At 53.1% G+C, this 22,009-nt stretch carries 15 protein-coding genes and 1 pseudogene; 6 read left to right on the forward strand and 10 right to left on the reverse strand.

Going from position 1 to position 22,009, the window contains the following annotated elements:
• Nucleotides 1–21: 21 nt before the first annotated feature.
• Nucleotides 22–1,086, reverse strand: coding sequence for a hypothetical protein (locus tag VB741_RS12020; protein WP_323365422.1), 1,065 nt, complete (start codon nucleotides 1,084–1,086; stop codon nucleotides 22–24).
• A gap of 241 nt (nucleotides 1,087–1,327) precedes the next feature.
• On the opposite strand from VB741_RS12020, the gene glyS reads away from it, so the two are divergent.
• Nucleotides 1,328–3,481: a glycine--tRNA ligase subunit beta gene (gene glyS / locus VB741_RS12025; RefSeq protein WP_323365423.1), complete on the forward strand. Its 2,154-nt coding sequence runs from the start codon at nucleotides 1,328–1,330 to the stop codon at nucleotides 3,479–3,481.
• Between the two features lie 66 nt (nucleotides 3,482–3,547).
• Nucleotides 3,548–4,927: a UDP-N-acetylmuramoyl-L-alanine--D-glutamate ligase gene (gene murD / locus VB741_RS12030; protein WP_323365424.1), complete on the forward strand. Its 1,380-nt coding sequence runs from the start codon at nucleotides 3,548–3,550 to the stop codon at nucleotides 4,925–4,927.
• Nucleotides 4,928–4,978: 51 nt separating this feature from the next.
• Here murD and VB741_RS12035 read toward each other — a convergent pair whose 3' ends face one another.
• Together VB741_RS12035 and puuE are read right to left on the reverse strand one after the other, a co-directional pair.
• A complete protein-coding gene (locus VB741_RS12035; RefSeq protein ID WP_323365425.1) occupies nucleotides 4,979–5,761 on the reverse strand; it encodes a VOC family protein in 783 nt (260 codons plus the stop codon).
• Between the two features lie 128 nt (nucleotides 5,762–5,889).
• Nucleotides 5,890–6,798, reverse strand: coding sequence for an allantoinase PuuE (gene puuE, locus VB741_RS12040; protein WP_323365426.1), 909 nt, complete (start codon nucleotides 6,796–6,798; stop codon nucleotides 5,890–5,892).
• Nucleotides 6,799–6,978: 180 nt separating this feature from the next.
• Here puuE and VB741_RS12045 point away from each other — a divergent pair, with 180 nt between their 5' ends.
• Nucleotides 6,979–7,830, forward strand: coding sequence for an aldose epimerase family protein (locus VB741_RS12045; RefSeq protein ID WP_323365427.1), 852 nt, complete (start codon nucleotides 6,979–6,981; stop codon nucleotides 7,828–7,830).
• A gap of 22 nt (nucleotides 7,831–7,852) precedes the next feature.
• Here VB741_RS12045 and VB741_RS12050 read toward each other — a convergent pair whose 3' ends face one another.
• The 7 genes from VB741_RS12050 to VB741_RS12080 form a co-directional block, all read right to left on the reverse strand.
• Complete coding sequence (locus VB741_RS12050; protein ID WP_323365428.1) at nucleotides 7,853–8,605, reverse strand: chitin deacetylase family protein; 753 nt, start codon at nucleotides 8,603–8,605, stop codon at nucleotides 7,853–7,855.
• A 59-nt stretch (nucleotides 8,606–8,664) separates the two neighbouring features.
• Nucleotides 8,665–8,940 carry a MoaD/ThiS family protein gene (locus VB741_RS12055; RefSeq protein ID WP_323365429.1) on the reverse strand — a complete coding sequence of 92 codons (276 nt, stop codon included), beginning with the start codon at nucleotides 8,938–8,940 and terminating at the stop codon, nucleotides 8,665–8,667.
• A 114-nt stretch (nucleotides 8,941–9,054) separates the two neighbouring features.
• Nucleotides 9,055–10,365 (reverse strand): threonine synthase, encoded by a 1,311-nt coding sequence (gene thrC / locus VB741_RS12060; RefSeq protein WP_323365430.1) that lies wholly within the window; start codon nucleotides 10,363–10,365, stop codon nucleotides 9,055–9,057.
• 349 nt (nucleotides 10,366–10,714) lie between these two features.
• The gene (locus VB741_RS12065) at nucleotides 10,715–12,439 is read right to left on the reverse strand and encodes an ATP-binding protein (protein ID WP_323365431.1); all 1,725 of its coding nucleotides are present in this window, start codon (nucleotides 12,437–12,439) and stop codon (nucleotides 10,715–10,717) included.
• 89 nt (nucleotides 12,440–12,528) lie between these two features.
• Nucleotides 12,529–13,062 (reverse strand): hypothetical protein, encoded by a 534-nt coding sequence (locus VB741_RS12070; protein ID WP_323365432.1) that lies wholly within the window; start codon nucleotides 13,060–13,062, stop codon nucleotides 12,529–12,531.
• Nucleotides 13,063–13,326: 264 nt separating this feature from the next.
• A complete protein-coding gene (gene ppc / locus VB741_RS12075; RefSeq protein WP_323365433.1) occupies nucleotides 13,327–16,341 on the reverse strand; it encodes a phosphoenolpyruvate carboxylase in 3,015 nt (1,004 codons plus the stop codon).
• A gap of 149 nt (nucleotides 16,342–16,490) precedes the next feature.
• Entirely contained in the window at nucleotides 16,491–16,721 is a 231-nt protein-coding gene (locus VB741_RS12080) for a hypothetical protein (protein ID WP_323365434.1), read from the reverse strand.
• Between the two features lie 305 nt (nucleotides 16,722–17,026).
• Between VB741_RS12080 and VB741_RS12085 the strand changes: the two genes are divergently transcribed.
• From VB741_RS12085 to VB741_RS12095, 3 genes and pseudogenes are all read left to right on the forward strand, one after another.
• Nucleotides 17,027–20,125, forward strand: coding sequence for a hypothetical protein (locus VB741_RS12085; RefSeq protein WP_323365435.1), 3,099 nt, complete (start codon nucleotides 17,027–17,029; stop codon nucleotides 20,123–20,125).
• 98 nt (nucleotides 20,126–20,223) lie between these two features.
• On the forward strand, nucleotides 20,224–21,678 hold the full coding sequence (locus tag VB741_RS12090) for an MBOAT family O-acyltransferase (protein WP_323365436.1): 1,455 nt from the start codon (nucleotides 20,224–20,226) through the stop codon (nucleotides 21,676–21,678).
• Nucleotides 21,679–21,876: 198 nt separating this feature from the next.
• Nucleotides 21,877–22,009, forward strand: a pseudogene (locus VB741_RS12095) (photosystem II q(b) protein); the annotation flags it as partial.

A 22,009-nucleotide genomic window follows, 5' to 3' on the forward strand; every position in this document is an offset into this window, starting at 1 on the left:
GATGTTCTGCCGTATTCGCGGTTACCTATCCACTCTACGCAAACAGGGGCATAACGTTCTGGATGCCCTCATGGGATTGTTCTCTGGAAACCCTATAACTCTCCTACCCCAGCCTGAGTAGTTACGACAAAAAACAGACTTACCCTGCCCCGCATCCCCTTCTATAAACATCACCTTGCGAGGTTCTGGCTGCTCTAGAATACTGTGCGCCCATTTATGGATATTGATCGGGGCTACACCCCATTTTTCTCCTGATGGCTGCAGTGGCTGCACATTCAGCGGCACATAGAGATCGTTAAATGTGATCAGCGGATCGCGCTCATCAAAGACCTGTTCGGCAGAGAGGGGGGCAATTTTGTTCTTCAAATAGGCATCAATGCTGACATAGCGATTCTGCTCCTGCTGGCCCCCCGTCCGATAAAATTCCGCTAGCGGTTCCACACTCTCCCCCGCTTCGGCAATCGCCTGATATAAATATCGAGGGGTGCCCCAGCTCACCTGCTCGGCCAGCCTTTGTGCTTCAGTTTCACTTAACCCCGCCTGCTGTAGCTGTTCCCTTAGGGCTTCTCCAAACTGCTCAGCCAGTTTTGATTCCCTAAACAAACTCGTAACTAGCTTTAGCTCGTCATCGGTCGGCTTGGCTACATCCCAGCGAGCCAGCTGCTTTTCCAGCAGTTGTTTCAGAGAAACCGTGGCCAGCTTTTTTGCCATGACGGCATCGGTTCCTAGAACTGTTTCTAAGCTCTGCAAATAGGCCAACTGCGCCACCAGCACCACAGAGCTGTCCCTCGTGGGTGCAGTTTTACTCTGGTTTAGATAAATTCTCAGCAGACCGATGCCAATGGATACAAACGGTAGCCCTGAAATCACCATCTGGGCATCCGGATCGTTCAGCACCTTAAAAAATGGTTCTACCTTGCCAAAATAGGGAGCCAGCTGATTTAGATCAGCCTTATGGTCTTCCCATGTTTCCCCCAAATCATTACTGGCACTGACTGCTTCAATCCCCTTCTCGGCCAGTTCCCCCCACGGAATATCCTTTACATCCGTATTCAGAAACTGCCAAAACCCCTTTAGAGTAGCCATCAATGATTTTTGATTAGGAGGAACTGCCTAGACTATAACCAGCCTTTCTGTAGATGGTAAATGGGGGCCACATACACAGTCTTAGGTGTAGCTGAAACGCCCAAGCTTGAAGACTGGCAAAGGGTCTGTGCCGCTCACCCTGCTATTTAGCCGTTGCCTGAGCGCAGCCGAAGTCAACGTTCCGCGACTCCTCATTCCTGCCATAATACTAAGGTTTTGACCCAACCTTTTTAGCGCACCCATGGCGACCTTCTTACTCGAAGTCGGTACCGAAGACCTTCCGGCTAGCTTTGTCGGCGATGCCCTTACCCAATGGAAAGCAAAAATTCCAGCGGCCCTAGAGGAGCAGCTACTCAGCCCGGACAGCATCGAAATCTACGGCACCCCGCGTCGCCTAGCCCTGGTGCTCAACGGCATACCGGCACATCAGCCAGACCGGGAAGAAGAAGCCAAAGGTCCGTCGGTCCAAGCAGCCTTTAAAGATGGTAAACCCACCAAGGCAGCGGAAGGGTTTGCCCGGTCCCGTGGGGTGTCGGTGGAGGATTTTGAAATTCGGGACACGAAGAAGGGGGAGTTTATCTTCGTCACCCAGAAAATTGCCGGGCGGGCGGCCACTGATATTTTGACTGAGCTCATTCCCCAGTGGATCTTGGGCCTGGAGGGTAAACGGTTTATGCGCTGGGGTGATGGCGACCTGAGGTTTCCCCGTCCGGTGCGCTGGCTGGTAACCCTGATGGATGATCAGGTGCTGCCCATTACCTTGGCCAATGGGTCTGAGGTCTGTGTGAGCGATCGCATCTCCCAAGGTCACCGTGTCCTCCACCCCGAACCCCTCACCCTCAAGCATGCCACCGACTACGTGGAAGCCATGAAGTCCATCTATGTCGATGTGGACCCGGCAGAACGCCGCCGGAAAATCGTCGCCCAAGTGGCAACGGCGGCCCAGTCCATTCAGGGCGAAGCCATCGTCAACCCGGACCTGCTGGACGAAGTGATCAACCTGGTGGAATGGCCCACCGCCGTCGTCGGTAAGTATGACGAAGAGTTTCTAGAACTGCCCTCAGAAGTGGTCATTACCGAAATGGAAAGCCACCAGCGCTACTTTCCCCTCAAGTCCGGCGATCGGCTGCTGCCTAATTTCATTACCATCTCCAACGGCGACCCAGCCAAGGCCGACATCATCGCCGAGGGCAATGCTCGGGTAATCCGTGCCCGTCTGTCGGACGGTATGTTCTTTTTTAATGCCGACCGCACCCAGCCCCTGGCCGACTGCCTACCCAAGTTAGAGATGGTCACCTTTGAGGAACGGTTGGGGTCCATGCGCCAGAAGGTGGATCGGATTGTGGGAGTGGCAGGTGCGATCGCAACCCAGCTCAACCTAGACAGCACCCAAACCGACCTGGTGAACCGGGCCGCACTCCTGTGCAAAGCCGACCTCGTCACCCAAATGGTGGGGGAATTCCCCGAACTCCAGGGCATCATGGGCGAAAAATACGCCCGCCAGAGCCAGGAACCCGAACCCGTCGCCATCGCTATTTCGGAACATTATTTACCCAAGGGCGCAGGGGATAGTCTGCCCCAGTCCCTCACCGGCCAGGTGGTCGGTCTGGCGGACCGCTTGGATACCCTGGTGAGCATTTTCAGCCTGGGGATGAAACCCACCGGTTCCTCTGACCCCTTTGCCCTGCGCCGGGCCGCCAATGCCGTGGTCAGCATCATTTGGGCGGCCAGTCTGGACCTCAACCTGACGGCACTCCTGCAGGACATTACCACCACCTTTGCCGCTGGGCGAGATGGGGTCAATGCCTCCGAACTCCAGCAGGACCTAGAATCCTTCTTTGAACAACGGGTACGCACCCTGCTCCAGGATGATGAGGCGGCCGGTGAAGCCATCGACTACGACCTGATCAATGCCGTCGTTGGCGAAGACGACCCCGACTATCGCGCCCGAGTGCTGAGCAATTTACTAGACGCCCGCGATCGCGCCCGCTTCCTCCAAGAAATTCGCACCAACGGCACCCTCGCCACGGTGTACGAAACCGTAAATCGGGCCTCTAAGCTAGCCGTCAAGGGCGATCTGGACACCACTAGCCTAGACCCAGCCGGCATCGTCGATGCAGACCTATTCCAGTCTCCTGCCGAAACTGCCTTCCACGCGAGCCTACAAAAACTGGTACCCCAAACCCAAGCCGCCCAGGCCGAACGCAACTACCAAAAACTGATTGACGGTCTGAAAAAAGCCGCCCCCGTCGTGGCCGAATTCTTTGATGGGGATAACAGTGTGATGGTGATGGACGAGGATGCGGCCGTTCGGCAAAATCGCCTGAACCTGCTGGGGCTGCTGCGTAACCATGCCCGGGTACTGGCGGATTTTGGAGCCATTGTAAAAGGTTAAGCCTACTCCCTAATTGCCTAATTAATCTGCTACATTTACACACTTGGGATCACAGGGGAATTCACTATGGAATTATCCAATCCGGAGCAGTCCAAGGCACAGTCAACCGCCTATGTGATTGGTCTAGGGCTGTCTGGGGTGGCCGCCGCCAGGCTTTTGAAAAAGCAAGGGTGGCATGTGGTGGTTAGCGATCGCAACAGCGGCGAGCCGCAACAAGTGCAGCAACAGGTCTTAGCCAACGAAGGCATCGAAGTCAAACTGGGCCATACCTTTTCCGCCGATGACCCCATGGACCTGATCGTCGCTAGCCCCGGCGTCCCTTGGGATTTACCCTGCCTCGTCAAGGCTAGGGAAAAGGGCACCCCCACCATTGGCGAAATGGAACTTGCCTGGCGCGCCCTGAGCCATTTACCCTGGATTGGCATCACCGGCACCAACGGCAAAACCACCACCACCGAATTGGTCGCCGCCATATTCAAAGCCGCGCATCTCAACGTCCCCGCCTGTGGCAACATTGGCTATGCTGCCTGCCAAGTGGCCCTAGACCCAGACCCAGACTGGGTTTTGGCAGAGCTCAGTAGCTATCAAATCGAAGCCTCCATCGGCCCCAAACCCAAAATCGGCATCTGGACCACCTTCACCCCCGATCACCTCAGCCGCCACAAAACCATTGAAAACTACTACAACATCAAAGCCGCCCTGCTAGAACGCAGTGACCACCGCATCCTGAACGGCGATGATCCCTATCTGCGACAAACCCTCCCTAACCGCTGGGAAAATAGCTATTGGACCAGCATTGATGGGCCCAATGCCATCGCCCCCCTCGTCCCCAGCACCTACATCGACGACCACGGTTGGGTGATTCACCAGGGCGAGAAGATTTTAGCCGCCGATAGCCTCAAAATGGTGGGCCGCCACAATTTGCAAAATCTCCTCATGGCCGTTGCCGCCGCCAAATTAGCCGGTATTCCCAACAACGCCATCGCTACAGCGATAGAAAACTTTTCCGGTGTCGCCCATCGCCTAGAATACATCACCACCTGGGAAGGCATTGACTTTATCAACGACAGCAAAGCCACTAACTACGATGCCGCCGAAGTCGGTCTCGCTTCCGTTAATGGGCCCGCCATTCTGATTGCAGGCGGTGCCGACAAAGAAGGCGATGACACGGTCTGGTTAGACCGCATTCAAAAAAATGCCGTCCAAGTTCTCCTCATCGGCGATGCCGCCCCCAGGTTTAGTCAACGCCTGATCGATGTGGGCTATGGCCATTTTGAAACTGTCGGCACCATGGAAAATGCAGTCAAACGCAGCAAAGAAATTGCCCTAGAGCTAAAGGCAAAAGTTGTTCTGCTCTCCCCTGCCTGCGCTAGCTTTGATCAATATGCCAATTTCGAAGCCCGTGGAGATGACTTTAGAAAACAGTGCGAGAGATTTTTGCAATAAGATTTTTGCAATAACAGTATAGGGGCGTTCCATGGAACGCCCCTACGATGATCAATCATCCGGATTATTCGCCTGCATTAGGGCAACCGTTGCCCCTTGGGGGTCCATGATGGTTGTAAACCGTCCCGGTTCAATGTCTATGGGTTCCATCAACGCTTTACCCCCCAAGCGATTAACGATGGCCAGGGATTCATCCAGATTCGCCACATTAAAATAGACGGCCCAGGTGGAAGGAATTTCGGCAGGCAGATTTGCCTTGTTCATGTCGAACATACCGCAGTTATAGTGTCCCTTCACCTTAGTTGAAATATAATTCGGTGGTTTCTCATCCACCTCCAACTCCCAACCAAAGACAGCCTGGTAAAATTCCGCCGCTTTATCGGCACCACGGGTTTGCAACTCCGTCCAGCAGAAGGTATTTACCTCATTCACCAGACCGGCACCAATGTGGCTTTTGGCCTGCCAGAGACTGACCACCGCTCCTGTCGGATCCTTAACCACCGCCATTCGGCCTGCATCCATAACATCGAAGGGAGCCATTTCAACCGAGCCGCCGTTATCCTGCCAGCTCTGAACCGTAGCCTCTAAATCTTCGACGGTGATGTAAGTTTGCCAGCAGGGGGGCATGGCCATATTGGGCGGGATAGCCGAGATGGCCGCAACAGATCGATCTCCCTTAAAGGCCATGGAATATACGCCACCCGTGTCCATCGGCATATCTTGAAACGTCCAACCAAATAGCTCTGTATAGAACTGCTTAGCCTCCATTGGCTCGCTGGTCATCAGATCTACCCAGCTAAATACGCCATTTTCGTAGCTGTCTCGGATACCCATAAGTATCGCCTCCGTAGTTCAAGCAATACAAATATACTAGTCTTGATTTGAGGAGATGGATAGATCCCGATATTACAAAATGTAGGGGCGTTGTAATCACCCACGTAGGGGCGTTCCATGAAACGCCCCTACGTGGGCCGATGATGGTCATGCCAATGGCGGGCAATCTCCACTCGTCGACATACCCACACGTCTTCATGGGTCATGACATAGTCCAAAAATCGTCCTAGGGCTGCTGCCCGTCCAGGTCGACCGGATAACCGACAATGGAGCCCCACACTCATCATCTTCGGTGCGGTTTCTCCTTCGCCATAGAGCACATCAAAGGCGTCCTTGAGATAGGTAAAAAACTGGTCCCCCGAGTTAAACCCCTGGTAGGTGGCAAATCGCATATCGTTATTGTCCAGGGTGTAGGGAATCACCAAATGGGGCTGACCATGGTCCAAATTCCAATAGGGCAGGTCGTCAGCATAGCTATCGGCATCGTAGAGAAAGCCCCCTTCTTCCACCACCAATCGGCGCGTATTCGGACTCAGACGTCCCTGATAAAATCCCAAAGGACGACTGCCCGTCACCTGGGTATGGATTTCAATGGCCTTGCGGATGTGCTCCCGCTCCGTGTCTTCCCCCACATATTGATAATCAATCCAGCGATAGCCATGGCTAGCCACTTCCCACCCCGCCTCCACCATGGCTTTAGCCGTATCAGGGTTACGCTCCAGGGCCATGGCCACCCCATAGACCGTCACGGGTAAATTGCGTTGGGTAAAGAGTCGATGTAACCGCCAAAACCCAGCTCGACTACCGTACTCGTACATCGATTCCATATTGATGTTGCGCACCCCTGGCAGTGGAGCGGCCCCCACCGTTTCAGACAAAAAGGCTTCGGATGCTGGATCGCCATGGAGGATACAGTTCTCGCCTCCCTCCTCATAGTTGATCACAAACTGTAGGGCTAGCCGAGCGCCATTGGGCCATTGGGGCTGGGGCGGATTTTGACCATAACCAATCAGATCGCGGGGATAGGCAGCAGACATAGGGCGGCAAATCTCAATAGTTTAGGGAAGGTCAGCCAGAATATTAGCGGAATATTAGCGTGGGGGGCCAGGGAGAACCGCTACAAAAACCGTAAAGATTATATGGTGGTGTCGCAGATTGCATGGCGGAATGACCGTCATGTGGCAGGGTTTTAGCAGCGATGCTTCAAGGACATTTTTATGAGCACGATTACTACTGAAAATCAGCAATATTTAACCTATATTTTGACGGACGGAGATTCTCAAGTTGCCGTGGTTCCCGAACGGGGGGGGATCATCACTAGCTGGCAAGTGAATGGTAGCGAAGTGTTGTACATGGATGTGGAGCGTTTTAAGGACCCTAGCCTTTCGGTACGGGGAGGGATTCCCTTGCTATTTCCCATCTGTGGCAACCTGGTGGACGATGTCTATACCCTCAGGGGTGAAACCTACTCGCTTCAGCAGCATGGCTTTGCTCGCACCATGCCGTGGACAGTTACCCAGCAGTCCACGGAGGACGGGGCCAGCCTCACCATTACCCTCAAAAGTAATGACGATACCCGCGCCGTCTATCCCTTTGATTTTCAGCTTGACTATATCTATACCCTCAAGGGGAATACCCTGGAGCAGCGTTTCCGCCACACAAATCTATCCGAGCAGCCCATGCCGTTTTCCACCGGCACTCACCCATATTTCGCGGTAGTTGATAAAACCAAGCTCAGCTTCGACCTACCGTCTAGCGAATACAAAATTAAGGGCGCCCCAGAAGTATTTGCTTTTAATGGTCAGTTTAACTTTGACCAAGAAGAGATTGACTTTGCCTTTATCAATCTCACTGGCCAAATAGCCACCGTGAAGGATTGCGATCGCACCCTGACGATCGCTTACGATGAGCACTATCCCACCCTAGTTTTTTGGACTGTGAAAGGCAAAGACTTTTACTGTCTAGAGCCTTGGAGTGGTCCCCGGAATGCCATGAACACGGGCAACGCTCTAATTACCGTCGCGCCCCAGGATACTGCGGAAACGGTGATTTCCATGACCGTTAGCTAGGGCTAGCGTTGGTCCTAATCCATTAGGTGCTTAGCTCCGTTAGGGTGACTATGCCATATCCACGGTCCTGGATTTTGGGGATGAGTCGTTCGAGGAGCTGCACGGTTCTCTCTCCCCGGTTTTTAGGACCATCGTGGAGGACTAAGATGTCACCCGGATCGAGATTGTGTAAAACAAACCACTCAGCGAACAGGATGGATGGTACATGGGTGTCGTAGGGAAAAAGGGACCCTAATACGAGTTGCTCACCCTGGTCTTCGATCACCCTGACCATACGGTTGTTATACCAGCCCATGCCAGGACGAAACCAGTTGAGGGTGCCATAGGCTGATAATGTCCGGTCAGCCATCATAAATTGGGTTTGAAAGTCTTCCGGTGACAGTTGTAGGCTAGATTCATCGGTCATCATGTGATTTCCTAGTTCGTGTCCTTCGGTCACCAGGCGTTGTAGCACGGCTTCATTCCCTGGGACAGCACCGCCCAGCATAAAAAATGTTGCTTTTACCCCATGGCGTTCTAGTACATCCAATATGGCCTCGGTGGTCTCCCCATGGGGACCATCGTCAATGGTTAAAGCAATTACCGGTTGCTCAGTTTCTACAAAAAAGAGTGCCCCAGGTCTGAGCTGAGACATGAGGCGAAACATTCCTTGGGGCTGCCGTAGACCGAGATAAGCTAGCCATAATAGGCCGATACTGCTCAGGCCCAGGCCTACTTTGTGCCAATCCTTCACCCGTAGAACTCCATAAAAAAGGTGCTGCGGGCGGACTGTCATCCATACCCATCGCAGCACCTAGTAAAAACCAAAATTGAAACCACAATTACCCGACTGGATTAGCCCCCTGCTACAGCCGGTACAATGCTTACTTCGTCACCATCATTCAGCGCTGTTTCTTTACCATCCAAGAAACGAATGTCTTCGCTGTTGACGTAGAAGTTAACGAACCGACGCAGCTCACCGCTATCGTCACAGAGGCGAGCTTTGATGCCAGGAAACTTGCCTTCTAACTCATCCATCAGCGCAACGATATTATCACCACCGATCTCGACGGTGGCTTCGTCATTTGTAAACTTTTGCAGGGGAGTGGGAATGAGAACTTTAACAGCCATGGAAACAACAACTCAAAAAGTAAAACAGAAATCAGTTTAGCAGGGTAGAACAAGGGTTTGGGTGGTTAAGGGTAGGGGCATTGCAGGCAATGCCCCTACCCTTAACACTTGGGCCTAAACCTGGGTTTGCTGCCAATCTAAACGGCTTAGGGTGTTGGCCCTTTCCCAAGCCCGCTCAAAGCTGTCTAGCTTCGGCTCGATGAATAGGGGCTCACCCACGGCACCGCTCATGGCTTCCTGGGTTTTAAGACCATTACCGGTGATGTAGGCAACGGTGCACTCATCGGGGTTAATCTTCCCGGCTTCCACCAGCTTCTTCAGGACGGCAATAGTCGTTCCACCAGCGGTTTCAGTAAAGATACCTTCAGTTTCAGCTAGGAGCTTCATCCCTTCGATGATTTCAGCATCGGTGACATCTTCGATATGACCGTTGGTCTGCTTGGCAATTTCTAGGGCGTAGATGCCGTCTGCCGGGTTACCGATGGCAATGGACTTAGCAATGGTGTTGGGCTTAACGGGGGTAATAAAATCCCGATCTGCTTTATAGGCCTGGGAGATGGGGGAACAGCCTTCTGCCTGGGCACCGCTAAATCGAACGGGCTTATCATCCACTAGGCCCACTTTGACAAACTCGTTGAAGCCTTTGTAAATCTTGCCGTAGAGGGAGCCAGAGGCCAGGGGCGCAACGATGTGATCGGGTAATTTCCAGCCCAGTTGTTCTACCACTTCATAGGCCAATGTTTTTGACCCTTCGGAGTAGTAGGGGCGCAGGTTGATATTCACAAAGCCCCAGCCGTGGGTATTGGCCACTTCAGAGCAGAGGCGATTCACCTGGTCATAGTTACCGTCGACGGCCATGACCGTGGGAGCGTAGATCAGGGTGCCCAGCACCTTGCCGGCTTCTAGGTCAGAGGGAATGAAGACGCAGCAGTCGAGGCCAGCGTGGGCGGCGATGGCGGCTGTGGAGTTAGCCAGGTTACCAGTGCTGGCACAGGAGACGGTGGTAAAGCCCAGCTCACGGGCACGAGTCAAGGCCACAGATACTACCCGATCCTTAAAGCTGAGGGTGGGCATGTTGACCGCATCGTTCTTGATGTAAAGCTCCTTAAGACCCAGGCGACGGGCAAGGCGATTGGCCTTGAGCAGAGGTGTCATGCCTGTACCGACATCGATGGGGTCGTCGGTGGCAACGGGCAAAAATGCTTTGTAGCGCCAAATGGAGTTGGGGCCAGCGGCAATGCTCTCACGACTCACTTGGCGACGAATGGCATCGTAGTCGTAGGCTACTTCTAGGGGGCCAAAGCATTCTTCGCACACATGCTTGGCGGCTAGGTCATAGGTGGCACCACATTCGCGGCACTGGAGGTGGCTGAAGGTGGAGGATGAGAGGGTTTGGGGTTTCGGACGGTCGATGGCTTGGGTCATGGGGTTGTAGGTGATGGATGACAGAGTAAATTGAACGTATCATGGAGTACAAAATTGAGTCAAACATACCCGACTATTTTAGTCGGGTATTCTAAAGTCTTTAAAGGATAAGGCTTTTGCTCAAGTGGCTGGTGATTCTAGCAATTGTATGTAGGCAATGCTTGACTTTATTTATGGTTGCGATCGCATCTCTAAAATCTGAGGCTAAAACCCAGTATTCGCTGCAAAGGCTTTTGCTCAAGTGGCTGGTGATTCTAGCAATTGTATGTAAGCAATGCTTGACTTTATTTATGGTTGCGATCGCATCTCTAAGATCTGAGGCTAAAAGCCAGTATTCGCTGCCAGAGATTTAGAACCCCAGATCAGCTCTGGCGGCTTCAGCCGCCTTGAAAACTTGCGCATTAGGCATCTCATCCCAGGCGGTGGCCCCGATTTCTGCATAAAAGTCCGTATCGTAGGGGCGGGTGCGCACCACTACCGGCATGGGGACGGCATGGCCCAGCAGCAGGGCCTGCTGCTTCGAGTCGAGTTTGGCTAGGACTGACCGGAGATTCTGTCCACCGGAAACGCCGGTGAAAATAGCATCAATATCTTTTTCGTCGTTCAGCAGGGCGGTGATGCGGGTGCCAATTTGGGACATCACTTCGTTGTCGATGCCCGATGGCCGCTGATCCACCACTAGCAAGGTGACAAAGTACTTGCGCATTTCTCGAGCAATGGTGCCAAAAATTGTTTGCTTAGCGGTGGCGGGGTCAAGAAACCGGTGGGCTTCTTCGATGGTAATCACTAGCTGGGTGGGGCGGTCACTGGGGTTTTTGGTTTGTAAAAACTGGTCGGCCTTGCGCACATAGCTGGCGTGGATGCGGCGGGCAATCACATTGGTGGCCAACATGTAGGAAAGCATATTGGACTGGGAGCCAAACTCGATGACCACATGCTTGCCCGCATCCAGGGTGTCCAGAATTTGTTTCACATAGTTGTGGGGGCAGGTGTTGCGGATATACTTCAGCTCGGCCAGGCGAGTGAGCTTGCGCTGCAGGGCCATAATGGATGATTTACTCCCCATTTTGACTTCGCAAAATTCCTGGATCTCTTCGTTGCCCATGGTGAGGAGACGGTTGATCCAGGCTTTACCAAATTCGTTGCGGAGAATAATGGCATTCTCTAGGCTGGCTTCCGATAGGTTCAGCTCACGGCCAATCAGGGCCAGATCCTCCACATCGATTTGGTCAAAGCCAATGTAGAGTTCCTGGGCGTCACGCACCCCCCGCCGCTTGGTGGATTCCGGGTCCAGGGTGAACATTTGCACTTGGCCTGGAAACAGCTGTCGCAGTCCTTTGACGGTGCTAAAGTTGGACCCTTCACTCACGGCCTCCCAGCCGTATTCCGAATGCATGTCAAAAATCAGGTTGACGGCGGCCCGCTGTTTGATAATGCCTGACAACAGCAACCGGGTGAGAAACGATTTTCCAGTACCGGATTTACCAAAAATGCCGTTGCTGCGCTCGACAAAACGATCCAGATCAATACAGATGGGCACCTCCATGTCGATGGGCTGCCCAATGGCAAAATTCCGCCGATGGGGATCATCTTCCCAGCCAAACACAGAGCGAAAATCTCGCTCGCTGGCGTCATAGACCTGGCTAAAGTGCCCCGGAATTGTTTTTACTGGCAACAGCTGCATCTGGGCACTGCTGTTGGCCTCATAGGAGGCCAGTCCCTTGGGCTGGGTCCTGCTCGCTTTCCCCTTTCCCTTGCCTGGATTGCTTTCCCCTGCTTCTGGGGTAAACATCAGCATCGGGGTCAAATCTAGGGTGCCGTAGGTGCCACCCCCGGCGAGAACTTCCTGGAGGAACAGCTCGGTGGGATGGGGCGGATTGGCGAGGATACGCTGGCTGGCTGTGCCCAAGGAGACATCGGTGAGCATGCAGAAGAATCGCGATCGCACCCCCAGCACCACCAAAAATTTACCCACCCGCATATCTTCCACGCTGACATCGGCATGGAGACGAACTTCAATCCCCTGGCTTAGGGAGCCTTGAATAACCGAACCCAGGGGCATTTCGCTGTTCATGACAGGGTGTTACAAGATTGGCCACGCCTATCCTAGCCCGAGAATCGCGTTTAATACATGCGTTCTATAGAAAGTTGGTTAAAAACAACCTAATTACCAAAATTCCAACCTACCCCGGCTTGGACTGCTGTTGCCGTCCCCCCACCATCTTCAAAGGCATCAAAAGCAAAAATGGCATTGCCAAATACCACCAAATTACTGGCAGGCACCGCAAAATCTATCCCCGGCTGAAGCACAAAGGCGGTTTGATCACCGACGGGAGAAGCATCGTTACCTGTTGGCAACGATACCCCTGCCCCCAGATAGAGGTCAGTCTGAAAACTAATGGGAAAGTCATAGGAGACTGTGGGCACCAGCGCCAAATCCCCATTCAGCAAGAAGGCCTGGGCCCGGACTGAAATCGGCAGGGCCAAAAACTTATAGCGCCCCGAAATAACCAGCCCTAATCCGTCTCCATCCCCATCGTCATCATCATTCAGACCCAAGCTGCCACCAGCCCCGATGTAGCTACCATAGGCCGCCTGGGCCTGGGCTGGCTTAACATCCAGGGTCGTCATCAACGCCGCTGCCGTCACCGCCGTTAGGCCCAAGCGCCCCAGGGTTGTTTTAAGCAGACTGATCATTCGTTACCACTCCTTTAATAATGTCCCTAACAATTCTGCAAAACTGCTTGTGAAAGACTGCGCCCGGCTGAGTTAAGCTGCTGCTGATTTAGAGGATGAAACGATCGGTTAGCAATGCCCTACAGCAGAACTTTTCAGATGAAATCATAGTTTGGCCCAGCAACGCTCCCAAACTAAGGCTCACCCTGCTTTTAGTAGGAGCACATCCCTAGACAAAATATGAAAGCGCCACAAAGTTAACGCGTTGTTGCCAAAATGTCAAACCTAGCCCGTATTCCGCATGCCGGCGGCGATTCCATTAATTGTCAACATGGCTCCCCGCAGCAGCTCACCCCGGCTATAGCGGGACTGAATCACCCCGGTAATCAAGGCGCCCCCATCCCGATGTTGACGCAAACGCTTGAGCAGGGAAACTTGCAAGAAACCCAGGGGGACAATGGTGCCATTGCGCAGCTGGACTGAGCGTTGCAGGCTAGGATCCCCATCCAGCAGCGCTTCATTGTCAGTCACCTGCAACACCATTTGACTGGTGAGGTGGAACTCTTGGGCAATTTGGTCAAATACGGCTTGGAAGCTGGCCTGGTGTTCCCCTTCTCCCAACTCTTTTACATAGTGCTGCGCAATTTGTAGATCCACCTTGGCCAAGGTCATTTCCACCTTAGAAATGGCCATTTTAAAGAACGGCCACTTTTTGTAAAATGACCGCACCAGCTGCAGGTTATTTTCAGGTTCTTCGGCGATAAACTCTTTTAAAGCCGTCCCAACGCCGTACCAAGAAGGCAGTAAAAACCGGGCCTGGGTCCAACTAAACACCCAAGGAATGGCCCGCAGACTGGGTAAATCCTTTTTCCCCCCTCGACGAGAGGGGCGAGAACTAATCTGTAGCTGGCTAATTTCTTGAATGGGAGTGACATGGTGGAAAAACTCCACCAGTTTCGGATCTTCGTAGATCAGGGCCCGATAGTGCTGCCTAGAGCGGATGGCTAGCTTTTCCATAATCTCGTGCCAGGGGGCAATTTCATCGAAGCTGTTGTTGAGCAGACTAGCCTGCACCACAGCGGTCGTCACCGTCTCCAGGTTATAGAGGGCTAAGTCCTTGAGATTATATTTAGACGCTAGAACCTCTCCCTGCTCTGTGATTTTGATCCGGCCGTTAATACTGCGGCCGGGTTGGGCCAAAATGGCTTCATAGGCAGGCCCCCCCCCACGACCCACCGAGCCCCCACGACCATGGAAAATTCTCAGGCCAACGTCGTAATGATCCGTCACTTTTTGCAGGGACTGTTGAGCTTTATGGATTTCCCAGTTGCTACTGAGAAATCCAGAGTCCTTATTGCTATCGGAATAGCCCAGCATCACTTCCTGTAGAGCGGCTGCCGCTGATTCATGAGCGCCGTAGCCCCCCTTCAACATGGACAGATATAGGGGGAGCTCAAAGAGTTCTTCCATCACCGCCGTGGAACGGCGTAAATCTTCCACCGTTTCGAACAGAGGCACAATGTCCAGATTGCCAATGCCGGTGGCGGGATCGTAGAGACCGGCCTCCTTGGCCAGCAGCAACACTTCCAAAATGTCACTGGCATGGTTGCTCATGCTAATCACATAGCTGCGACAAATGTCATGGCCAAACTCCTGGTGTAGTTTTCTCACCATATGGAAGGTGGCTATGGTTTCCCGAGCTTTGTCTGAAATTGGTAACTCCGTTGGAATCAGCGGCCGCCGGGTACTCAATTCATTGGTCAACCATTCCACCTTTTCAGGTTCGGAAAAGTCGTTGTACAGCTTGGGAAACTGGAGATATTCGGTAATTTCGTGGATGGTGTCCGAATGGCGCGTACTTTCTTGGCGAATGTCTAGCTGGGCCAGGCTAAAGCCGTAGATTTCCACCTGGCTGAGTAAGGTATCCAGCTCCCGACACACCAAACCCGTTTCTTTCAAACTCCTGTGGATCAGTTCTAATTCAACTAAAAAGTCATTGCCAGACGTGTAGTGTGTGCCGGGAAGAGCCTTGGCCTCGTCCTCCTGCAGGTAGTCACCGTTAAATAACTTTTTGCTGCGTTGATAGGTATTGGTCAGGCGCTGTTCCACATAGGCCAGCTTGAGGCGGTAGGGCTCCTGCCGATAGCGAATGGCAAATTCCTCATAAATATCGGGCATTTGCAATCGATCCTGTTCCAGGGATTCCAGCAGACCGGCCAGTACTTCGCTCCAATGGAGTGAGGGACTGAGTAATCCAGAGAGTTTACGGATCGACGCCATATACTTCTCCAGCACCAAATTACGCTGGTAGGAGGCGGTTTTCCAGGTGATTTGGGGAGTGACCGATGGGTTGCCATCGCGATCGCTGCCCACCCAAGAGCCAAATCGGCAGAAGCGTTGGCGCGGGGGGGTGAGACCGGGGAATGTTCTCAGCAAGGCACGGTTGAAGCGCTGATATAGCTCAGGAATGGCTTCAAATAGCACCACGTCAAAGTAGTGCAGGGTAAAGTCCACCTCGTCTAAAACTGAGGGTTTAAATTGATGCAATTCGTCTGTGCGCCACCACAGTCGAATTTCTTGGGTTAGCTGTTCTTGGAGCTGGGTGATGTCCCAGGATGAGGGCTGTTGACGCAACCTTGCTTGCTCTTCCGCCAGATCCAGACTCCGGAAAATACTTGAAATACGCCGCTGTTTGTCCCGGATAGTGTGGCGAACAATTTCGGTGGGATGGGCGGTAAAGACTAAACGCACATCCAGCTGATCAATCAATTTTTGGATATGCCTAGGGGGCACATTGAGCTGTTTGAGGAGCGGGAACAGCCAGTGAAAGGTGCCTGTACCACGCTGATCTTGGGCCACATTGCCCACGTCAGTACTGACTAACTTATTGAGGAAGGTGTCCTTACTGCCCGACGCACTTGTTGCTGAGGTGTTTTGGGACCCATTCCCCATGCCATCGGCCATGGCTTGGTAATGTTTGCGCTGATCTTGCTGTTCGTAATGTTGCTCAACAATGTTGATTAGCTGAAAGTAGAGGGCAAAGGCGCGGGCCATGCGAATGGCATCGTCTAGGCTGAGTTGCTCAATGAGTTGCAGGGCATTGGCATTATCTAGGGCGGTGTCGGCTTGGCCATCTGGGGCGCACAGGTGGCGAATATTATTCAGCAAGTTGACGAGGTCGCTGCCGCATTCAGTTTCTAAAACCAGTTCCCAAATGCTTTCCACTATGACCAAGCGTCGCCGTAGAAACGTTTCAGATGCCTCTGGGTCAGAGAAGCCATCGGATTTCGCAAGGACCATATCATCTCTGTAGGAAACAGTTGGACTCATTCAACGTCAGCAGTAACGACTGAAAGGCGGAGATGACGTACCGCCAGTATCTCCGAGAAAATTGTAGAGGCTTTCGGACGTTACAAAGCACGTTCGGAGCGGATGATCGGCGAAAATCTTTATAAAGGTCTTTGGTGATTTGGATCGAGCACGGGCAGCTGAATCCCTCGAAATATCTCTTCACTGGCTAGGCCAAATTGCATGAGCCAGTAGCTTAGGCTATGGCCGATGATCAGTAGCCCTAGGCAGGGCAGGGTGGCCAGGGCCAAGCCAATTTGGGGATTGTAAATCAACGTAAACGGCAAGTCGTTGAAGGTTTTTGGCGGAGTTTTTTCACGAAAAGGTTGCATAAGTCAGGGGCTCGTAGTAAACGTATAGCAACTTTAGGTCATATCATGGCCCACGTTGGTGCGATTGTATGTTAGTACTGCCTCTATGGATTGTGGAGCAGTGAATTGTGGAGCAGGGTTTACGTTCAGCGTAGCGGGAGCTGTTTTCCTTAACGGGCCGTTTGCTGTTTTTAGTCTAATGTTGCGAACTGTGTTTGTAACATTAGATTCAAAACTTGACTAAACCTCCTTAGAAGACTAAATTTTGCGGGCGAAGCATGTTGGTTGCCAATTGGTTTTGAAATTGTTATGGGATCTGAAGGTCTATGTTCAGTCACTTAAAATCTGATCAGCCACTGACGTTAGATCCTAAGGTTCTACTGCCTTGGCTTGAGGATGTGGTTAACAATGCCAGTTGTGCCTTGCAGCTCAAGCTGCGGGGCAACATTTTGCACATCTATGCAAAATCCGTTGCCGGGTTGGATCGGGAGTATGTGCTACTGCGGCTGGTGCGATCGCTTCTAGAACCAGACCGTAAAGCCTCCTTGATTAAGGATTTCCCGCAAATTTATCAGCTTTATTTTTATAGTGGTCGCAGGGAGGGCTCCGGGGAGCAAAAGCCCAATTGGTCTATTCCCATCTATCTAAACCGTTTGGAGCGCCATCTGGAGCAGTTGGTGGAGTCCAGCACTGATCTTGAGGAAATCAAGCGTTCCACGGCCCATTTGACCTCGGGTATTGGGTATTTGGATGATGCCACCTCTGCCATTGTGCTTTCCAATGCCAGCCTGGCTCGGAAGGGGGACCCCGATGCGATCGCACGCTACTTGAGCCAGACCCTCAGTGCCTTGGATGTGGGGGTGGATGTGGTGGTCAATGCCGTCCCAGGCAAGGCTAAACGCGCCCAGGGGGTAATTACAGCGGCGGCCACCGTGGCGGTGGACCCCAGTCGGGAATTGATTGATCGGCTGTGGATTTTATGTCGAGCGGCCTATAGCCCTGACCCGGCCTTGATCGCCGCCCCGACTGCCCAACGGTTGAGGGACCTGAAGCTCACCCAGTTTCAAGATGCGGTGATTTCAGTCCAGGTGCTGGGGGAAGAGTCCCCCGACTGGCGACTGCGGGTGGACCTGACGCCGGATGAAGAAATTTTAAAAGAATGGAGTCGTTGGGGGGATACGGAGTCCATTGCCCGACTGCTCAACCAGGCTCTGTTGCCCTTGGATGTCAGCCTGCTACCGGAGGTTAAAGACTCCACCCTGCATCTGGTTTGTCAGCCCCTGGCCGTAGGCCAAACCGTGGCGGTTCCCCCTGGGTCCCAGGGCGCAAAGGCGGCGGAGAGGACCGGTGGGTCTGAGGCCGATATTATGGCTGCGATCGCACCGCTCCTAGAACAGTTAGCCCCCCAAGGGCTGGGCCGAGCCATGGTCTACGGACCTAGCCTAGACGGCGTTACCCCGCAGTGGCTCAGGTGCCTAGATTTACCGGCTAGCGAACATCCCGATCTAGCGATTGCCACCACTGACTTAGCCCGCCAGGGCGACTTGCCCGCCATCGCCTACTGCTTGACGAAACAGCTCAACCCGGATCTAGACGAACAGCTATCCACCGGCGGTACCCGAGTACAGCTGCTGATGCGGGAAAATCGGCTCCACATCATGATTGATGCGCCGGTATGTCCACCCCGGCGGCAGGTGGTGCCCCAGCTCAAGCAATACCTCAGTCAATATCCCATTAAGCACATTGCGGGTGTTCGTATCTACGGTCGACGGGCGGGACAAAAGCGCCCCGATTGGCACTACGGCTATGACCGTCAGGCCACACCGCGTTTGGTGCCTGAGGCCGCCCCCGAATTTGTCGCTTCGGAGGCCTATCTGGGGGACTTAGTCCAACCGGAGGACAGGGGTGAGCATGAAGCCTGGGACGAAGCCTGGCCCAGCCGAGTCCTAGAACAAGTGCGTTCTCTATTGATCCAAACCCAGCTATTTTCGGCTATCCCCCGCAGCGCGGAGGAACCCCTAATAGAGCCCCGTTTGACCGTTGGCAGAGGGGGGATTGTCCTAGCCTGGGGAGCCCTAGGGCTACTATTAGCCTTCCAAGCAGACTGGATTGCGGGCCAGCTATTTAGGTCCCGGTCCCTGCTGGTCACGGCCCAGCAAAACCCATCGCTCATTCAGTCCCAACCCCAGGCTAAACCCTCCAGCTTTGAAGAAGAATTGGCCCAGCTCAACTGGGGGCAAAATGATGGTGATGCCACCATTAGCCTAGACGACGAGCTACCCGGATTTGCCAGCTCAGCCATCAATGATACGGATTTGCTTGGTAGCCCGCCCCAAACCACCGTGTCCATGGCTGAGGTGTTAGAGGACTCTCCCTTCCCCCCCTTCAAAAGCCAGCAACTGAATGAAAAACTGGCGCTTTATCACTGGTATGTAGCCGAGCAGGGGGCTCCCGATGTATTGGTATTTGGCAGCTCACGGGCCCTGCGGGGAGTAGACCCGGTGGCCCTCACCCAGGCTGTCGCCACCCTAGGTTATGAGGATGTCAGTGTCTTTAACTTTGGTGTCAACGGAGCCACGGCCCAGATTGCAGACCTAGTCGTGCGCCAGCTGTTGGCCAACTATCCGCCGCCCAAGATAATTTTGTGGGCAGACGGAGCCCGAGCCTTTAACAGCTCACGGGTAGATGTGACATTTAACGCCATCTCAACCTCAGAAGGCTATCAGCAGCTGATTACGGGGGAGCTATTTCCTGAAGCTGGTGGTGCAGCCACCGGACCCACCCTCAACCCTGCTCAACGGATCAATCGCTATTACACCCGGATCGATCAGCAGCTCAGTACGTCCCTAGGCAACATTTCCTCCGGCTACAGCGAACGGAAGCGCCTCCAAAAAGTAGCCCAGACCAGTCCCCTAGCCTCGAATAACACCGCCAATTCGGTCGCCGTTAATCCCACCGAAACCGACTTAATTGATGCTAATGGCTTTCTTCCCCTAGCCATTCAATTCAATCCCGCCACTTACTATCTCGATCATCCCCGGGTAGACGGAGCCTACGACGGCGATTACAAAGCCTTCCAAATGGAAGGCCCCCAGGTTGATGCCCTCAAACGTATGCTGGCCTATACCCGGACTCAAGATGTGGCCGTCGTCTTTATTAACACCCCCCTCACCAACGAATACCTAGACCCAGCCCGTCTAGAGGTGGAAAGCCGGTTCCAGCGCTCCATGCTGCAACTGGCAGCCCAGGAACCGGGGCTGCTGTATCGCGATCTTGGCCAGCTATGGCCCAAGCGCTACGACTATTTTTCTGACCCTAGCCACTTAAATCGGTTTGGAGCCTATCAACTATCCAACCGTCTAGCCCAGGACCCGATGATTCCTTGGCTCAAGCTCAAGTCCTCGGATGACCAGTCATCTGACTAGTCAAAACCCACTAATCCCGGCCTAAATCAAGCTAAATCCAGTTCAGTACCTCAGCTCAATCAAGCCCAAGACCCAGTTCGTCACCCCCAGTTAGCCTAATGACGCTGCCCTCCATCGTTTACGGTCTATTTCTCCTTGGCACCACCGGTCTCTATTGGTTACTCCCCAGTCGTGGCCTCAAGCTGTGGCTACTGGTCTTCGCCAGCTTGGTATTTTACGGATCGTTGCAGCTCCAGTATGTGCCGCTGTCGCTGGCCATGGTCTTGGCCAACTACATCATTGGGCGTCGTCTCAGCGCTCCCCTCGATTGGCGAATTCCCAACGAAGAATGGCACTTTGCCCAGCAAGACTGGGATCGAAAACGCTTAGGGCTGATGTGGGTGGGCATTAGCCTAAATGTTTTGCTGTTATTGGGTTTCAAATATGTCACCCCGATGGCCGCCACGGTTAATCCCAGTTTGCAATTGCTCATGCCCCTGGGGCTGAGTTTCTTTTGCTTCGAGTCCATCGCCTATCTTGTAGACATCTACCGGGGGGCACCCGCCGCCAATCACTTTATTGAGTTTGCGGCCTACAAGCTATTTTTCCCCAAGCTGATTGCCGGACCCATTACCCGTTTTCAGGGCTACATCAGTCAAATGAAACGTCCCCGTCTCCCTGGGTTAGAACAGGTGGTGGAAGCGGGGTGGTTGATTGCCTCGGGAGCCGCAAAGAAACTGCTCTTTGCCGATCGAATTGGCCTGCTGGTTAACCTCAGCTTCGATAACCTAGAGCGGGCTGGAAGTGGTGACCTGTGGTTGGCTATTTTTGCCTATGGTCTGCAGATTTATCTCGACTTTAGTGCCTATGTTGACATTGCCCGAGGCAGCGCCCTTCTGCTAGGCATTCAGTTACCCCAAAACTTTGACTTTCCCTATTTCACCACCAGCATTGCCGAATTTTGGCGACGCTGGCATATCACCCTGGGCGACTGGCTGCGTAACTATCTTTACTTTCCCCTGGGGGGGTCCCGCAAAGGTCTTAGCCGAACCTGTATAAACCTGCTGCTGATCATGTTGATTGCGGGGATTTGGCATGGGGACCAGTGGGGCTTTCTAATTTGGGGACTGCTCCACGGTCTGGCCCTGGTGCTCCATCGGCTCACCCAAGTGGTGAGTGAGCATCGCCCAAGACTGAAAGCTTTTTGGCTCAGTTGGCCTGGGGCCATTGGTGCCTGGGGGCTAACCCAGCTATTTGTATTTTTAAGCTGGGTGCCATTCCGCCTACCCAACTTGCCAGCCATGGGTCTAGTGATCAATAAGTTCTTTAATCAATCGGCTGATGTGCAGTTCGCTCAAAAGGTTTACATCGAATCCCTAGGAGCCACTCGGGGGGCCGTTCTCCTGATACTGCTAGGTCTAACCGTTACCATGGCCCTGCTCCATGGCTTTAAGTATCGTCTCAAGCTGCAAATTAGCTGGCCCCTAAAGTTGATGTTTATTCCTGTGGGCCTTTATTTAGCTTGGCTGCTGGCTCCCCTGGAGTCGGTTCCCTACATATACTTTGAGTTTTAATTAAGGACCGACAACATAGGCCTGTATCCTTTGCCCATTGGCTATTTCAAGTAATCCGATGGCCAAAGATGAAGGAAATCTTAAGACATGTTGCGGAAGATGATAAGTAGCGTTACATTTGTATACAAGCGAACAGAGAGTATTAACGCTCATCTGTAAGCCATACATATCCGTACCTTTACAACGCAATTATTTATCATGACAACTACTCTCCAGCAGCGCGAAAGCGCTAACCTGTGGGATCAGTTCTGCGCATGGATCACTAGCACTGAGAACCGCCTTTATGTAGGTTGGTTCGGCGTTCTAATGATCCCCACGCTACTAGCTGCTA

Origin of the sequence: Leptothoe sp. PORK10 BA2 (genome assembly GCF_034932105.1) — a bacterium.
GTDB lineage: Bacteria > Cyanobacteriota > Cyanobacteriia > Phormidesmidales > Phormidesmidaceae > Leptothoe.

Bases quoted from the DNA above. Each gene is read 5' to 3' on its own strand.
- VB741_RS12045 (WP_323365427.1), top strand. From the start codon at position 6,979: ATGAGCACGATTACTACTGAAAATCAGCAATATTTAACCTATATTTTG.
- VB741_RS12080 (WP_323365434.1), bottom strand. From the start codon at position 16,721: ATGCAACCTTTTCGTGAAAAAACTCCGCCAAAAACCTTCAACGACTTG.
- glyS (WP_323365423.1), top strand. From the start codon at position 1,328: ATGGCGACCTTCTTACTCGAAGTCGGTACCGAAGACCTTCCGGCTAGC.
- VB741_RS12065 (WP_323365431.1), bottom strand. From the start codon at position 12,439: ATGAACAGCGAAATGCCCCTGGGTTCGGTTATTCAAGGCTCCCTAAGC.
- VB741_RS12070 (WP_323365432.1), bottom strand. From the start codon at position 13,062: ATGATCAGTCTGCTTAAAACAACCCTGGGGCGCTTGGGCCTAACGGCG.
- murD (WP_323365424.1), top strand. From the start codon at position 3,548: ATGGAATTATCCAATCCGGAGCAGTCCAAGGCACAGTCAACCGCCTAT.
- VB741_RS12020 (WP_323365422.1), bottom strand. From the start codon at position 1,086: ATGGCTACTCTAAAGGGGTTTTGGCAGTTTCTGAATACGGATGTAAAG.
- VB741_RS12090 (WP_323365436.1), top strand. From the start codon at position 20,224: ATGACGCTGCCCTCCATCGTTTACGGTCTATTTCTCCTTGGCACCACC.
- ppc (WP_323365433.1), bottom strand. From the start codon at position 16,341: ATGGTCCTTGCGAAATCCGATGGCTTCTCTGACCCAGAGGCATCTGAA.
- VB741_RS12050 (WP_323365428.1), bottom strand. From the start codon at position 8,605: ATGACAGTCCGCCCGCAGCACCTTTTTTATGGAGTTCTACGGGTGAAG.
- VB741_RS12085 (WP_323365435.1), top strand. From the start codon at position 17,027: ATGTTCAGTCACTTAAAATCTGATCAGCCACTGACGTTAGATCCTAAG.
- puuE (WP_323365426.1), bottom strand. From the start codon at position 6,798: ATGTCTGCTGCCTATCCCCGCGATCTGATTGGTTATGGTCAAAATCCG.
- VB741_RS12055 (WP_323365429.1), bottom strand. From the start codon at position 8,940: ATGGCTGTTAAAGTTCTCATTCCCACTCCCCTGCAAAAGTTTACAAAT.
- thrC (WP_323365430.1), bottom strand. From the start codon at position 10,365: ATGACCCAAGCCATCGACCGTCCGAAACCCCAAACCCTCTCATCCTCC.
- VB741_RS12035 (WP_323365425.1), bottom strand. From the start codon at position 5,761: ATGGGTATCCGAGACAGCTACGAAAATGGCGTATTTAGCTGGGTAGAT.